This is a genomic window from Bacillus cereus group sp. N21 (assembly GCF_016483395.1).
GTDB classification, from domain to species: Bacteria; Bacillota; Bacilli; order Bacillales; family Bacillaceae_G; genus Bacillus_A; species Bacillus_A pseudomycoides.
Genome location: NZ_JAEHBX010000085.1, coordinates 1 through 16555, shown reverse-complemented (window position 1 = coordinate 16555; position 16555 = coordinate 1). Strand labels below are relative to the sequence as shown.

Below are 16555 nucleotides of genomic sequence, written 5' to 3'. Positions count from 1 at the left end.
GTAAGACCAACCAGTCTGTCCAAAATCAGAAAGAATTCATCCATCAATTGTTTGGACTTGCAGCATAAGATACGATTTCACTAGGAATCTACTATTATCCGCGTTCATCTTCATATATTTGCACCAGAACCGAATTTTGTTACCAAATCTATCTTCCAACCTTTTCAATCGTTACATCCATTTTACATTCCTCTGATTCCTTTAATACATTTTTTAGTAAATCTAAAAAAGACGTTCCTTGAATAGTATGATAGTTTGCTAAGCTAGTTATTTTAGCAGAAATTTTTTCTCCATAAGGTGGTTTTTTTAGTTATATCCTCAATATCCCATATTACCTCTGATGGAGGTATTTTGCTCAATGTTTCTCTGATTTCTTCCACATTTTTTAGAGCCTCAGGTGAATCTTGCCATTTTAATTTATCAAAATACAAGTTTTTCATTAATAGAGGGTATTTAGTTCCCCATCCCTCAGGTTCAGTATGATAGGAGATTGTTGAGAAAAAACTATGTAGAAAATCAGGGTGTCCTGCCTCATAAAAAAAACATGTCTACAGAAAATCCTACAGCCATTTTTATCAGTCCTCTTTTATAATTTTTATTTCTATGAACGTATTAAGAAGAGGGAGTGCCTAGTATGTATGTCCATTATCCTACTGTTCTTCATAGGAACATCCATGGAAAAATATTGTTAATTTATTCATAACAATAAAAGGTGGAATTCCCCTCAGAATAACTTCAATTTTTAATATATATGTTTCAATTAGTTTTCAGCAGGCGATAGCAAGTACTAAAGAGTTTTGTTCTTCTGAAAAGAATACGCTGTGTTTTTGTTAATTTTTTTTCTAATATACGGAAGAATCTAGGGTTGTTGAATGTTGTTCCATCAGAAAGAATGGCAAAATTTTTTATTCTAACGTCAATTCCACTTAACGTTAATATTTCCCTGTTAGATCATTAAAGTTAATAATTTCCTGAGCTATGCATATATATAGCTTAACTTATCCCAAGTAACAAACTAATTCTGTAATAAAATCTAATATAAATATATATCTTATATATATTTAAAATATAAAGATAAAACTTATATAGGACTAGTAAATGTGTGTTTTCTCTTACTGTCACAAGGAATCTGGACGTACTATAGCATAAAAAATCAGAAATAGTAGTATTTAACAACGAAAAAGTAGGCATAATAATGATATAAAAACTACAAATAATCATAAACAAAATCATATATTTCTACATAAATAATGAAACAAATAAATACATTGTTAAACATATTTATTCACTCGCTTAATTCTGTATTAATCCACTGCATTTCCACAATTTTATTTTATTTACCCACAAACCATTCACATTAGGTGCTAAATAATTAACATAATCCGAATTTATCACATTATTCACACACATATTGATGATTTTTGATAGATAAGTTACTAGAATACCTTTATATCAGTGATTATTTTATTATGTTATTCACATTCGACTATATTTATCTACTTACACACAAAATTTTAATTTTTTCTTGCGATTATTTGTAGGTATTTGAATGCATTAAGGCAGCTCATAACGTGTTTATATGAAAGTATGTGTGGAAATTTAGTCAGTTACAGTGCAGTTGTTGTATAGGAGTGCATAAAAAAAGACTCTATTATTAATAGAATCGACGAAAGTTGGTTGTTATAAGGAATCAGTGCAAGGCTTTCAAATAACAGAACCAACACGAATAGCCCTCTACTTTTAATTTTTTCAAAAATAGAGAGCGGAGTATTGTTAATTGGTTTCTATTACTTCAAGTACTTGTTCAGCTGTTGTTACTTGAATACCAGCGCGTATTAACTGTTCAAAGGCACGCATAAATGTAATCAAATTGAAGTTATCGGGCACTTCAACAACACGAAGCTTTTCTTTAGGTAATCTATCTATCTTTTCAATGAACAATTCGCGAACAGCACTAGGAATAAAGCGCTCTTTATGTCCTCTTGCTTTTAAAAGCTCACGTATTTCAATTTCTAAAGCCATATAAGCATTTAGATTTGTACCTTGTTCATAGGCGTACTTTCTAAATAACGTTTCTTCTTGATACTTTAGATAGTTGCGGTGATACGATTCCTCTGTAACAGGTACAGCAAATTTGTGTTTTAGTAATTCATACGTTTTACGGAACAACTTTTTGATGTTTCGAAGTGAGTACATAGAGAAATGCAATCCGAAATCAAATACAGCTTGTTCTTTTTTCTCTTTAGGTACATGTTGTGTAATAAGAGGATAGATACCTTCCTTAGCCGCCGTATCAAGAATTTGATATTGTGACGTTTGGTTTAATAGTTTCTTCAGTGTATATACTAACTTACTTGGATATTCCTTATTACGATCTATCATGTCACGCAAGCTATAAATTACACTACGAATTTGTCGGTGGCATGTATATTTAAGTACATGAATAAATTTATTCATGTCTTTTGTAAATTCACCAATATTCATATCTTGTAGCACAGATTCAATAAAACGAGCTTTACGAGCATAAGTAACCTTTGGCGTGAATGGATCACGATACTGTACTTCTCCTGCTTCTTTTGTACATAAGAAATCCGTATGTAAGGAGAGATATAAAGTCGTATATCTTTTTTTATTATTAACCCCTTTTTGTAATTTACAAATTTTGAATAGGGGAGTTCCTGTACATGGTAGTGCAGTTGTTAATTCTGTCATAACGGCACGGATTTGATGCGGGTATTTCTTATGTAAAAAGCGGTACATTCCACCAAAATGAGTTTTATTTCCTCTTTCATCCTGTTTGTCCAAGGAACGTTTTAGTGTAGTTTCTCTGTGCTGTTGCATAGCAATGTCCAAGAATAGTTTCTTAGCCGCAACTGACAGCTCAAAGAAAGCTTTTGTAAATACCACTGGGCTAATATAAACATAAGGGTTTGCCTTTTCAGTTTCTTCATTCATAAAATGAGTTAGTTTAATGGTATATCGGCCATCTAATTCCTTTTTAATCGTGACAATTTTATGTAGACTTAGCTTTTTTAATGCAATATAGAATTGAGAATGCTGTATGTAAGCAAACTCTTGTTTATATTGCTTGTAATCTTCCCACATCATATGTACTGTTACATTTGGAATGACCCCATTTGTGTAACATTTCTTGTGTAGGTATAAAAAGACTTCTAGATCTGCGTTTGTAATACCATATAATTTATGTTTCCTTCCCATAGTTTCAGAAACAGCAGACAGGGTACGACGTGAAAAAGATGGTTTCGCTTGTTCTACAAAGCCATCTACATCTGCAACACGTTCTTCATATGTCATTTGATCCAGTAGATCTTCAAGGTATGTATCTTTATAGCTGTAGTATTTCTCTTCGAAAGTTTCAACAAGTTTTTGCCAAGACTTCAGTGTTACTAATACTGCATTTGTAGATTGTCCATTTAGACCACGTTGGTTATGAATAATAAATGATTTTCCCATCTTTTTCACCTCCTACCTGTAAACTCAGAAATATATGCCAGGATACTATAAAATATACCAATTTTGATTATAACAAATCGAAAATTGCTGAAAGGTGCTCCTTTAAGGGGAATTTTGAGAATATGAAACACGACATAAAACCAGTTGTGACAAGGGATACAGGATTTTCTTCATTTTTTTTTGTGTCAAGGATATGGCAAAAAACGTTTCATGTTTTAGATGTGTCAAATTATTAGGGAAACAGTATAAAAACGTTGATATATAAGGGGTAAATGAAGATGTTTCATGTTTTTACGTCAAGGATATGGCAAAAGTGTTTCATGTTCATATATAAGTCATTTATTATGGGAATATCCATTGAATGTAGTGGTATGAAGGGTTATAAGAGAATTGAAAAGGATATTAGGTCAAGGATATGGCAAAAACCGTTTCATGTTTTAAAATTTACAAGGTCAAGGATATGGCAAAAGTGTTTCATGTTTTATATGTAGGAGAAAAAAGAAAGAAACACGCAAAAACCGTTGATATTTAAGGGCTTATGCGTGTTTTTTATATTTGATAAGGTCAAGGATATGGCAAAAATGTTTCAGGATGATATAGGATCCGTTTTGTACATAGATGGGAAAACAGTTGATATATATGAGTTTATGGGATGGTAAAAAAAATTTGAAAATATATAATCGAAATAAGAAAAATTAACTAATGTTTCATCTTTTGAATTTTAGGTCAAGGATATGACAAAGATGTTTCAATTATTTGTTTCAAATAGATATGAATGAATCTAGCTCATTATATACGTGTTATTCATGTAAAAGCTTATATAAGAGTATGGTAGAGAATTGATAAGGGAAAAAGTGTGTTTCATATTTATAAAAAAGGTTAACAATATGTCCAAAAGTGTTTCAGTTATTAATTCGTTAGATTAATTGATGGTATATTGGTTGGTAATGTATAATAAATGTTATTTCACTTGTACAAACAAGACAAAAGTGTTTCATTATTTTTTTGAACATAACAGAACCGGAAAATAATAATGATTTATATATAATTCGCTAAATATTGGGTTGTTTGAAAGGAATGTACAAAAGGAAGGAGTGACAGCGTGGAGAAATTAGCACAATTGTTTACTGATGCTTTGTTAATATCCGAACCTTTATATGGAAATAACAAAGCAATTTGGGAGAAATGGACTTCTTTTAGTGCAGACGTAGAAAAAGATAGTAGTAAGGTTGTAACTTCACAATATGTTTCACCATCTTTTTCAGCATTAGTATCGTGGCTTAGTAAAAAGAATGAAAATGGAGTAACTTCACTACAAATTGCTATTAAGTTGAATCACTATAAGAACGAAATCCATTCAGAAATTGAACATCTTTTAACAGAAGAGTTTAAAAATGATAACAAGCCAAAATTAAGTGATGAAACAGTAATTCAGGCAGAAGAAAACACAGATGAAACAGATGATAAAGATTATTTTGAGGTTAATAATTCCGCGATTTACTTTAAATTACGTGACGGGATCTCCAAAAATCATTTTGAAGAGGATTCAAATATGGGTGTCAAATCTTATCCGATTGAAACAAAAGAAAGTAATGCGATAGCTCAGCTTTCTTCGCATCGGGATGAGGATTTGAAGCTTATTAAAGATGATGAAGCGTCCCGGTGGAACACTTTAGTTAATGATGTAATGAGTAATATGGATGATCTTACAGCGGATGTATTAGATTCAATTACTATACAATGGTTAGCTCAAGCGCAGTCACCGGACGAATTCATCGAATTTTCATATGAGCAAGTGTTGGATATGTGTAATGTACCTAAAAAGAAAGTAAGTAAGGGAGAATATTATAGACCTGAAGATAAAATTAAGGTTGCTAAGAGGATTGCTGCTTTAGCGAGCATTTTTATATATTTAAATGATGATAACGAAGTAGTTGTTTTAAATGATGAAAATGAAAATGATGAGGAATATAAAGTAAAAAGGGAAGTAATTAAAAGGTTATTTGTTTTAGATTCAGTTGTATTATGGAGACATAATACAACAAATGAATATATGGGTATTGAATCCTGCCGAATTAAACCTGGAAGCTTTTTATCAAGTTATTTATATGGTTCAAATAATACTACAGCTTTATTATCTAAAAAGGCACTTGAATATAATAGTTATCGACATAAATATCATAAACGCTTAATTCGTTATTTAACATGGCAATGGAGAATTAGGCAAATATATTCTACTTTAAAGCGCCCATACTCCATTGGAGGCGATAAAGGATTATTAGCTGTCATGGCAATTCCACTTACATGGAAACCAAGTCGCATTCGAGAACACTTAGAGAATGTTCTTACTGATTTAGAGAGAGAGAATGTGATCTCTAAGTGGGAGTATTCAAGTACATTAGATGAAGAACGTTTAAATAAGAAAAATTGGTTCAAAGATTATTGGATCGATTTAAATATTACTATTCTTCCGCCAGAAGAATTAATTAAGTCTATGTACAATTTACCAAAGAAAAAAACATTAGAAATAGAGAATAATAATGAAACAACAATAGAATATAGTGAAAAGACTAAAGATATTATTGATATGCCACAAAGCACAGTTAGTAAAGAACCTGACATTTTTGATGAAGAAGTTGTTCGAGAAAAAATACTAGAGCGACACAATGTTGATAATATAAGTATACGAGAGCTTGCAAAAGAAATAAAAATATCGGCACCTACGTTATCTAGATTTTGCAATAGACAAACCAAGCGTTTATCAGCTAATGCAGCTGAAAAAATGTCAAAGTGGTATGAGAGACAAATGATATTAGAAAAGATGTAATCGTCAAATATATATTTATAGAAATGTGAGAGAGCCTATTTTATTTTGGATATAAAATAGGCTCTTTACGTATGTTTGTGTTTCAATTATCAATCAACAGATCTATTGTAGCTTTATAGTTAAGATTGATAAAAAAGAAACAGTTAATCCATTATTAGTAGCGAACAAAAAAACTCCATTTTGAAAAAAGATTGATCAAAAGGGAGTTAATTCTCTAAATGAAGTATATAATTTTTATAATAAAGTTTGATCATTTCTAGGAGCCTTATTGTACTAAAGCACCCATTAGTGGAATAATAGTTTATTATTGCATATGAACAGTTAAAAAAAGATTTGGCAAAAAACGCAAAAGATCGAATGAATTATAGCTTAGGTAAAACTAATTTTGTAACTGAAATATTGGAAAAAGCTATGAAGTCTTATAAAGATTATTGTCGAACGTCATTCTAAAATGGGAATGGCGTATTTTTGTACTTTTTTGTGGTACAAATTCGAAAAAGGAAGCCATTATCATATGTATTAAATGCATCTAGAATTTTATGTGGATGGTGAGGATATGAGCCAATATCAAATGCTGTATAGTACACCTTATTTGTATTCTTCAAAAATGCTTAGACAAATGTACAAAGAAACAAAAAAAGAGGGAAATCTTTGTGCTATACGAGACCACATGTTAAGACATGAAGTGTATCTGGATCGACAATATCGGGCGTACTATTATTTAAGTCAAGACATTGAAGAGGATCTGTATGGGGATGAACATGCTTTGTCTTGGAATGAGTTATTAGATGACTACCAACTCTACAGGGATCGTAAAGGGAATTTGTCCATTAAACCAAAAGGATGGGATTAACATGACAATCATTGGAGAGTTAGGAGTTGTGTATGGTGTGACAGGAGTCTCTATTTTAGGGATTAAATTGCTGAAAAGGAAAGGTCTTTACCTTCCAGATTGGTTGCTACGTGCGGGTCTCAAATGCTTATTGATTGGGAGCGTTTGGTATGTGCTAATGGATATACTAGATGTATTTCTACGTTAGTATTTTATCTGGTAGTCGAAAATAATTATAATAGCGCATCTTAAGTGTTTTTTCTAAGCATCCATACAGGCTCAACTACCTTAAGGAGGTATGGAGGAAATGTTATCACTTTTATTAATTCCAGCAACCTTTATAACAGTAGCTTATTTTTGCCAAGGTAAAGGAATGAGTGATAAGAAAAAAATTGCAACCTTTTTTGAAATTACAAAGATCTGTGTTCAGCATAAAGGGGAATTACAATATCCGATTTTCATAAAGGAAATGGAAGATGACATAAGTAAGAATTATGTTTACAAGTTACCACTTGGTGTCCCAAGTCAGCTAATCAAAAAGTTAGCTGAAGTATTGGAAGAAGGACTCTACAAACCTGTTAAAATATCGTTTCATCAAAGAGAGCTTCATATTCGGGTATTTAAGCAAAAAATACCTGAAAGGTGGAATTGGTCTAAGGATTTGTTAAAGGAGCAAACATGGCGTGTTATGATGGGGAAATCATTAGATAAGTACATCTATCATGACTTTGAGAGCACACCGCATATGTGCGTGTCGGGTATGACGCGTTTTGGAAAAACAGTATTTCTAAAAAATGTGATGACGAGTTTAATTTTACAACAGCCTCAACATGGGAGTTTTTTTATTATCGATCTGAAGGAAGGTCTAGAATTTAGTCCTTATAAGGATCTGTCCCAAGTAGTAGAAGTAGCTGAAAACTCACAACAAGCATTAGAAATGTTGGCTAAAGTACGTAAAAATATGATAAGACAGATTGAGATAATGAAGAATTCTTATTTGACCAATATCATAGATACATCAATTAGAGAACGCTGTTTCATCATAGTAGATGAAGGAGCAAACCTTTGTCCTACACAAGGCTTACCTAAAAAACAACGTGACTTATTATTTATGTGCCAGGAGATGTTATCTGAAATTGCACGAGTTGGAGGAGGTTTAGGATTCCGGCTCATATTTTGCACTCAATATCCTACTTCGGATACATTACCAAGGCAAATTAAACAAAATGCTGATGCAAAATTAGGGTTTCGGTTACCTACAGCAATTGCCTCTCAAGTTGCTTTGGATGAACCAGGGCTTGAGGATTTACCTTCCCTTCCAGGAAGAGCATTGTTTAAGACAGATCGTACAGAAGAAATTCAGGTACCTTATTTGAAGGATAAAGAAATGTGGGATTTACTGAAGCAATACAAGGTGGTGAAACAACATGAAGTATCAAACACTCAAACAGAAAGCGAGACAAATCGAGATTTTATCCACTTTGAGTAAATTAGACTTTGCAACCAGAAGACAATTACAAGCCATTCACTGTTTAGGAAGTATTCGGAATGCAAATCGTGTATTAAAGGATCTGACTCCATATTGCCACATCACAAAAATAGCTCGTGAACATGTATATTATTTAAATAAAAAAGGACGTGATTTATTAGGAATCACAAGGACAGTAAAGAAAAATAGTCAATTACAGCATATATTAATGAGAAACGAATCCTGGATGTGGCTAGGATTTCCAGAATGGAAAACAGAAAGACCTATAGAATTTTCAATCAAGGGTCAGCGATATCAAATTATCCCAGATGCAACCTATTTTGATGATAAAGTCCCTCATTTCGTAGAGGTAGATCGCATGCAACACATGAAAGCAAATGAACATAAAATACAGTTATATAGCCATATAACAGATATCTATAAAAGACAGAATGCTATTGTTCCAGTGATTATCTTTTTTACACTGTCAGACTATCGGCAATCTAAATTAGAGCAATATGCTGTAAAGCAAAATGTATTTATGAGAACGTTCGTGATGGAGAATGTTTTTAGTTAAAACCAGAAATCTTGATGATCTACATTCTTATTAGTTAATTTCCTTAATGTCCTAATAATCTTTTGTCCATTCTTTAAAGATGGATGAAAAGCATCTCCTTTACACAATCTACTAATAGTCCCTCTATTTACTCCACTTTCTCGAGATACTTCTTGCTGAGTTAAATTATGTTTATCTAAAAATCTTCCAAACTTAGAGCGAGGTTTACCGATTCCGAACCAACTCATAAAATCACCTCAAAATTAGTTGTTTGTTATTACATCTTGTCCAAGAATCAAACTTTTTAAACTTCAACATAATTTGCATATTTTCTGGAAAAACATCATAGTATAAACACAAAGATTAAAAACTAAAAAAATATGTAATAATTTTGAGGAATCTAGCATTCATAGTAATAGCTACAAGTTGCTGATACACTAGCCTAATGGCAACTTGTTGCAACGAGTATGCCTATAAAATAAAAAGCTTAAATCCATTGGTACATAAGGGTTTGAGCTTTTCTTAATTTATAAAGAAACGAAAACGAGTTTAATAAGTTTAGAGATACTAAATGGTTCAGTAGTCGAATTTTGAAGAACTATATATAATTTCACGTACCATATTAGCATTAAAAATTATTTGCAAAAGGATTGTATAATACAAAACATTAGGTTTATAATAAGAACAAACGTTCTGTTTTTGGAGGGTAAAATGATGTTCGATTACTCAAAATGTATGAATCGAATGATATTCTGTATCGAACTTTGTTCATTTTTTGCTAGTTGTGCTTGTGTTATGCGAGGATTAGATCCATTAAAAGTGAAATTAGCTGTTGTTGGAGATGTAAGTCGAAATGGATCTATTGTACTGGCTGCCACTCCTGAACTGAAAAAATTAGGGATTTCTACAGCAATCCGATTTTATATTGATGTTTTTTTAGGAGTTAAATTAAAGTTAATAATTCTACCAAAGGTTATCCTAATTTTTCTCAAAAGTAGAAAAATGTTTAGAGCGAAATTAATTGAAAAGCTTAAGCTTTTTGAGGATTTTTAGAAGAGGGGAATATAAATGTTATATGTAGATCAAGATACGAATAAATAACAAGCCTTTATCTTGAAAGACAGCAATAAATAACTTGGGATACCGTCTCATGCTCATCAACTTAAGCTTTTGAAGTATCCTCAAAACGAAGATTTTGTATATACTGTTTATTTTTATCGGTTTGAGTTAATTCATTTTTGTTAAGTTGATGGTGATGCTTTGCTACCCATTATACAATAAAATAACAGACAACTAAAAAAGTTGCCTGTTATTAAAGCCCTTGGATAACGGAGGGGAAGTCCGTTAGGAAGATAAGAAAAATTCCATTGCTAGTAGCTTATAAAGAGTATGTACAAAATAATGGTTTGGCAGACATCGTTTTAAGATGTCTGCCGAGTAAAGCGTTTAAAGCGAAGATTGCCAGTTTGAATAGACTACAACCGCAGCCCAAGCGGATTAAGGATAGTATGTGTAGAGATTTATAAAATATACAAATTTTTTTGAGAACTTGGCAGACAACTATATGAGCCGCCTACCTGTGGGTTTTGTTGCTTTAAAATAAAGTTTGATCAAATTGATACTAATAACCTTGATAAATGATCATAGAAAAGAGCGTGTTTTAAAAAAAAGATTGATCAAAACACGCTCTTAATATTTTCAGTTGGTTCATTCTTTTATAAAAAAGTTTGGTCAAAAATCCTGCACATCAACACAGGATTTTTGATCAAACTTTTTTACAAATTATCAAACTTTGTTTTAAAGCCACAGGTTTCATGAGTTTGACCGGAAAACTAATTGTTTTTCTAGTCATTTAAAGAGTAAAAGCAATAGTTTGAATGGCTTAGGAATAGTGTGTGCTAGATTTATAAAAGTATGTAAAGAAAAATATTCAGGCTACAAACAGTACAGAGCACTATATAAAAGTGCTCTGTGGAAAGCAAGCGCTATAAGTAAAACCTTCTATACGATAAGATGTCTAGCTCATTTAAATTTGTGAAAAATTGGTATTTGTAATGTTAATAATAGTTAACAAAAGAAATTGGAGTTTGCTTACTGTTATATAAGATACAGAAAATTTATTATTTCCTGGTTTATTACCTGAAGAAAAAGAATGAAATTGAATCATCTCTTTTCAATTAGCCTAAAAAATATAAAAATTTATATATACAAATCCAACTGTGATGCTGCTTATGCCAAAGATCTTGAGATTACTGCATTTTATTGATTAAACTGAGGTTCCTCTTGTTGAACCTCCTGAACACGTGGTTCTAAAGAATCAATAATTGTTTGTGTTTGCTGAGCTGCATTTTGATACAGTTGTTTTGCTTGCTGATTGTCAGTATCAAGAACAAATCCTTCTAAACATGCTTGAGCACTTTTTAATCCAGAAATAGTTTGTTTAAGCTTAGTAATTACTGTCATAATTAAATTCCTCCTTATAATCATGGATTCAATATTTAGAATATCTATTTTCTACCAAAAGTATGATTTCTAAATTTTGGGTGTCTTTTATAAAGTTAATACATTGACTAAGAGTTTAAAGACACTAATGACGAATCGGGCGGAACAAGCTGTGTTATTTGCTTTTCAACAGCGAAGTTGAAGTTATAACAAAAAGAGGAGAAAGCCTATTTGAAGCAGCTATAGAGTCATTAAAAATAATAAAAAACTCGTGACTAATAAACGAGTTTTTTATTATTCGCGATAGTTATTGGTTTTGATTACCTTGGTTCTTTTGACTGTTAGGCGTAATTTCATCAGCAAATTCCATATTTGCCAAGCTTACTTTGGATGGAATAAATGTTCTTGTCGTATTTTGAACACCTTGGAACAAACGTTGGATCGGTTTCATCATATTTGAATTACGTGTTGCTACTAGACTAAAAACTGTTCCTAATCCTAGTAAAGAAACCCAAATCCATCCTCTATTATTATTTCGTCTATTTCTAAACAATTTAAACATTTGCTGAGTTCTTCTTCCAGAATTGAATAATGTTATCAAGAAGTTAAGGATATTCATTTTTTGCCCCCTGTAAAAATAATTAGGAAAAGAAACACTAAGTTCAGTTTCACATAATTTATGTTGCAATATTTTATAGAAATTTATGATGCCAACTTATTCTAATATTTCTTGATGTTTTTCACTAAAAAGCCTAATATTACCTAAATATTTTTTGTTGAAATATGCAAAATAGTTTTATCAAAATTTTAAAAAGGGAAATGAAAACAAAATGAAAAGTTATGTATTATTGGTTTGGAACTTTTTTGATCCAATATATTATAAATTTACTCGCTTAACTTATATTTATAGCGAAACTCACAAGGAAAATATTTTACGTGTAAGACTCACTCGTTACAAAGGAAAACATGTTATTCTTTCTGATGGTACACAGATCAATAAGAATGATATTTTGGTTAAAATTCATTTACATAATGCTCGTTTAATTAATGAAATGAAGTCCGTTAAAAATGATATTACAAAAGGGCGATTTATTTATCAACATGTTAAAAAGTCTTTGCCTAGTCTCGGATCATATATTCAAAATCACTCTAGGGCAGATGAGATTAAAGGGATAATAGGGATTTCAATGTTAAACAAAGGAGCTGACCGATTAGGTTTTGAATTTGTTGCTATTTCTAATCCTTTTTATAAATGGTTTAAATGGTTAGCATTTTTACCAATATGTTTATTATCTAATAATGATTCGATTTTCAAAATGATAAAGAACAATATATCTTCCACACCAAAATATTTATTTATGTCTAAGGAAAATTTATTACAAATATATAATTGCGAATCTCGAGATGGAATTGCTAAAAGAACATGATAATTGCTCTTGTTAAAAAGTCAATGGAATTTTATATACTGCATTCAAAATAATTTGACAATAAAACATAAAGGCTGTTAACTAGGTCCGTTAACAGCCTTTATATTTTATACTGCAGGTAGTTCACTACTCTTAACTGTTGATATTGATAGTTGATGCAATGTAATTTCTGGTCGACTTCCAACTCGAATATTTACCCCTGTTTGACCTAGTCCTTCACTAATATAAAAAGGTTTTCCATCTTGCATATGAAGTCCTTTTATAACGTTCATTCTTGCAAGTTTACCCATTTTCCCAAGGTGGTAAGCTTTTGGATAACAAATTTGACCACCATGAAAATGTCCAGCTAGCAAATAGTCAAAATGATATTCATTCATATGAAGTACAATATTTGGATCATGGGTTAATACTACATTCGTGCCCTGTTTAATCCCTCTATAAGAAGCTGTTAAATCACTACGTTTCGTACTAAAATCATCAACACCAATAATATTTACACGTTTATTTTGAATGTAAATAACATGGTTTTCATTTTGCATAACCTTGCAGCCATATTGTTCAAGTGTTTTTTTAAATTTTTGTAAGTCCTTTTCGCGTAACACATAATCATGGTTACCAAAAACAGCGTATATACCATGCTTTGCATGTAATTGATTTAATACTTCTAAATATGGCGCAAGTTTAGGAATCGTACGTTTACGGTCAAGGAAATCTCCAGTAAGTGCAATCAAATCGATTGATTCATCTTTTAGCTTTTCATAAAGCTGAGCTGGGGAAATAGATATATTTTCGAGATGCATATCGGAAAGGTGTAGAATATTTAGTATCGGATTATGCCCGTGGATTTGCTTTTGATTTATTTGAACTTTATTTATCACGACATAGGCCGTGTTTTTGTGAGCTTTTTTGAATAGATAGAAGAGAATAATAAATAAAACGGATAGTAATAAAATTTTCAATCACATCACTCCTTCTATAAAAATTATACATGAAAAACCCTTTCATTTTGTATGTAATTTATGGAACGAAATCCATCGTAATTTATTCTAAATAGTTGCCAGAATAGAAAAAAAGAAGTGCCACATAATAACAGAAATGAATGAAAAGACACATCGTTAAGTGTACTTCAAGAGGTGATTTATGGAGCAACATTCAACACAAAAGACTATCTTGTTTTTGCCATTTTTGCAGATCCCATCAGGCCATCATCAAGTTGCACATGCATTAATGGAAGGAATACAAAAGGATCAATTCAATATAAAATGTGATCAAGTGGATATTCTCTCGTATAGTTACGGAAGAATAGAAGCATTGGTTTCAAATGTTTATTTAAAATGGATTAAAGAATTCCCTGATTTTTATAATTGGATATACCAAAACTCTGTCTACAAAAATGTCGAAGAGAACAAACGTTATCGATTATATGAACTTCTGTTTGTACCATTCATGAGAAGATTAATAAGAGATAAACAACCTGACCTGATTATTTGTACCCATGCTTTACCTTCCTATATATTGAATTATTTGAAAGAAAAAGGGGAACTAAAGACACCAGTTATAAATGTATATACGGATTATTTCATTCATAGTTGTTGGGGCATTGAACATAATGATTTTCATTTTGTACCGTCTCATCATATGAAGGAGTTTTTAAAAAAGAAGGGTGTAAACGATGAGCAGATTTTTATAACAGGAATTCCTATTCATAATAAAATAAAAAAACAAAAAGAATATATAATGAACATTGCTTCTTCTGCATGGTCAGTTTTAATCACTGGTGGAAGTTTAGGAGTCGGTGCAATAGAAGATTTGATCCACAAAATAGGAATGGAAACAAAAATTCACTTTTATGTGCTATGCGGAAAAAATGCTAATTTATATCAAAAACTTCAGCAATTACAGCGAGATAACATCACACCTTTAAAATATATTACATCTAGGGAGAAAATGAACAAACTCTATGATCAAATAGATGCAATTGTTACAAAACCTGGAGGAGTAACAATAAGTGAAAGTTTATTTAAAAGAAAACCTATTTTTATTTATCATGTATTACCAGGACAAGAGGAAATTAATTTACAACAACTAAAAAAGTTAGGTGTGATTTTCTATTTAAATAAATGGAAAGATGAAAAAGGAACACTTGAGGAGCAATTATATTCATTTTTTCAAAATAAAAATCAGCTTCAACGTTATCAGGAACGTATAACAGAATATCATCGACAGCTTATCAATAAAGAACCTTCACAAATTATAAAGGAATTAATAAGGAAAGAGTAACGCTAGTATACTAAAATCAATTTTTTAGTATACATCATTTTTTTAGACCTATTTTTTCTTTAAAGAAGAGTTAGGAATGATTTCAGATTGTTGAGGTGATTACATACATGCCAATGTTGAATGTTGACGGTAGTAGTCTGTATTATACCGTTAAGGGCAAAGGAGTTCCTATTGTTTTTATTCATCCTCCTGTACTTACTTGTGTGAATTTTGAGTACCAAATAGAGGAATTATCCCAAAAGTTTAAGGTGATTACTTTTGATATTAGAGGACACGGAAGGAGTCAGTATTCAAGACAACCGATCAGCTATCCACTAATTGCCCAAGATATTAGACGTTTATTGGATCATTTGAAAGTCAAAAAAGCATTTATATGCGGATATTCGACTGGAAGCTCTGTCGCATTAGAATTTTTATTGGCTTTTTCCGAAAGAGCATTAGGAGGTATTTTAATTGGAGGAATGTCGGAAGTGAGGGATGGATATCTAAAGAATAAGATTTCACTAGGCGTGAAACTTGCGAAAGCAGGGGCGGTTTCATTTTTAGCATTGTCTATTTCATGGGGCAATTCAAACACACATAAATTATTTAGAAAAATGTTTAAAGAAGCCCGAAAAGGAAATGCCAAAAATATTGAGCAGTATTATCGTTATAGTTTGCACTATAATTGTACCAATCAGCTTAGAAATATTCAGCTTCCGGTTTTGTTGGTTTATGGTAAGAAAGATAGATCATTTTATGGTCATGCGAAATTACTGAATGGAAAATTGCCATGTAATGAATTACAATTTATTGATAACGTAAAGCATCAAATTCCTACGAAAGCAGCGAAGGGGTTAAATGAAATGATTAAGCAGTTTATTTTTATCCATACCGAGATGAATAGGGAAGAAACTTTTTCTTTACCAGTAAAAGAGTTGATGACTCGAGAATAAAATGAAACTTCCAACAGTGGAGACTCGGCATTTAGCAAAAATATGAGAAGTGACGCCTCCACCTATCTTTTTGATTCTTTCGTTTTCCGTATATCATACTCCGAATTTTGAATCCGATATTCCGAGAAAATTAAAAATTACCATTTTCAATTTAAAAAATAGAAAGTGGTAGTAATATAAAAGAGGTTAGAAAAAGCATGACCACCCGCTGAACTGTACCCTATAAAATGGACAGTATAATAAAAAGACCTTTAAAAATTAGGCACTTAAAAGATGGTTCCGGTATTGTACGAGGCCACTGAAAAACTTTCGTT

At 31.4% G+C, this 16555-nt stretch carries 13 protein-coding genes and 3 pseudogenes; 9 read left to right on the top strand and 7 right to left on the bottom strand.

Features of this window, described 5'->3' with window-relative positions; translation table 11 throughout:
• Positions 1-148: 148 nt before the first annotated feature.
• The 3 genes and pseudogenes from JDS96_RS26825 to JDS96_RS26820 form a co-directional block, all read right to left on the bottom strand.
• Positions 149-570 (bottom strand): annotated as a pseudogene (locus tag JDS96_RS26825) (Imm70 family immunity protein).
• Between the two features lie 225 nt (positions 571-795).
• Positions 796-924: pseudogene (locus JDS96_RS32505) on the bottom strand (IS200/IS605 family element RNA-guided endonuclease TnpB); the annotation flags it as partial.
• An 849-nt stretch (positions 925-1773) separates the two neighbouring features.
• Positions 1774-3474 (bottom strand): hypothetical protein, encoded by a 1701-nt coding sequence (locus JDS96_RS26820; protein WP_199668599.1) that lies wholly within the window; start codon positions 3472-3474, stop codon positions 1774-1776.
• 1102 nt (positions 3475-4576) lie between these two features.
• Between JDS96_RS26820 and JDS96_RS26815 the strand changes: the two genes are divergently transcribed.
• The 5 genes from JDS96_RS26815 to JDS96_RS26790 all read left to right on the top strand — a co-directional run bounded on the left by JDS96_RS26815 (position 4577) and on the right by JDS96_RS26790 (position 9178).
• Complete coding sequence (locus tag JDS96_RS26815) at positions 4577-6301, top strand: helix-turn-helix domain-containing protein (RefSeq protein ID WP_199668598.1); 1725 nt, start codon at positions 4577-4579, stop codon at positions 6299-6301.
• Between the two features lie 556 nt (positions 6302-6857).
• Positions 6858-7154, top strand: a complete 297-nt coding sequence (locus JDS96_RS26805) for a hypothetical protein (protein ID WP_029427758.1) — start codon at positions 6858-6860, stop codon at positions 7152-7154.
• A gap of 1 nt (position 7155) precedes the next feature.
• Complete coding sequence (locus tag JDS96_RS26800; RefSeq protein ID WP_003203313.1) at positions 7156-7341, top strand: hypothetical protein; 186 nt, start codon at positions 7156-7158, stop codon at positions 7339-7341.
• A 99-nt stretch (positions 7342-7440) separates the two neighbouring features.
• A complete protein-coding gene (locus JDS96_RS26795; protein ID WP_199668597.1) occupies positions 7441-8622 on the top strand; it encodes an FtsK/SpoIIIE domain-containing protein in 1182 nt (393 codons plus the stop codon).
• The gene (locus JDS96_RS26790; RefSeq protein WP_199668596.1) at positions 8561-9178 is read left to right on the top strand and encodes a replication-relaxation family protein; all 618 of its coding nucleotides are present in this window, start codon (positions 8561-8563) and stop codon (positions 9176-9178) included. The genes JDS96_RS26795 and JDS96_RS26790 overlap by 62 nt, the downstream gene beginning before the upstream one ends.
• Here the strand turns inward: JDS96_RS26790 and JDS96_RS26785 are convergent.
• A complete protein-coding gene (locus JDS96_RS26785; RefSeq protein ID WP_018767621.1) occupies positions 9175-9405 on the bottom strand; it encodes a helix-turn-helix transcriptional regulator in 231 nt (76 codons plus the stop codon). The genes JDS96_RS26790 and JDS96_RS26785 overlap by 4 nt on opposite strands.
• A 466-nt stretch (positions 9406-9871) precedes the next feature.
• Between JDS96_RS26785 and JDS96_RS26780 the strand changes: the two are divergent.
• Positions 9872-10081, top strand: a pseudogene (locus tag JDS96_RS26780) (Y-family DNA polymerase); the annotation flags it as partial.
• A 1335-nt stretch (positions 10082-11416) separates the two neighbouring features.
• Here JDS96_RS26780 and JDS96_RS26775 read toward each other — a convergent pair.
• Both JDS96_RS26775 and JDS96_RS26770 read right to left on the bottom strand, forming a co-directional pair.
• On the bottom strand, positions 11417-11620 hold the full coding sequence (locus JDS96_RS26775) for a DUF1657 domain-containing protein (RefSeq protein WP_098337037.1): 204 nt from the start codon (positions 11618-11620) through the stop codon (positions 11417-11419).
• 286 nt (positions 11621-11906) lie between these two features.
• Positions 11907-12218 carry a hypothetical protein gene (locus tag JDS96_RS26770; RefSeq protein WP_199668595.1) on the bottom strand — a complete coding sequence of 104 codons (312 nt, stop codon included), beginning with the start codon at positions 12216-12218 and terminating at the stop codon, positions 11907-11909.
• 211 nt (positions 12219-12429) lie between these two features.
• Here JDS96_RS26770 and JDS96_RS26765 point away from each other — a divergent pair, with 211 nt between their 5' ends.
• Positions 12430-13026, top strand: coding sequence for a YkoP family protein (locus tag JDS96_RS26765; RefSeq protein WP_199668594.1), 597 nt, complete (start codon positions 12430-12432; stop codon positions 13024-13026).
• 107 nt (positions 13027-13133) lie between these two features.
• Here JDS96_RS26765 and JDS96_RS26760 read toward each other — a convergent pair whose 3' ends face one another.
• Entirely contained in the window at positions 13134-13985 is an 852-nt protein-coding gene (locus JDS96_RS26760; RefSeq protein WP_199668593.1) for a metallophosphoesterase, read from the bottom strand.
• A 181-nt stretch (positions 13986-14166) separates the two neighbouring features.
• Between JDS96_RS26760 and JDS96_RS26755 the strand changes: the two genes are divergently transcribed.
• On the top strand, positions 14167-15306 hold the full coding sequence (locus JDS96_RS26755; RefSeq protein WP_199668592.1) for an MGDG synthase family glycosyltransferase: 1140 nt from the start codon (positions 14167-14169) through the stop codon (positions 15304-15306).
• A gap of 107 nt (positions 15307-15413) precedes the next feature.
• Positions 15414-16241, top strand: coding sequence for an alpha/beta fold hydrolase (locus JDS96_RS26750; RefSeq protein WP_199668591.1), 828 nt, complete (start codon positions 15414-15416; stop codon positions 16239-16241).
• Positions 16242-16555 lie beyond the last annotated feature (314 nt).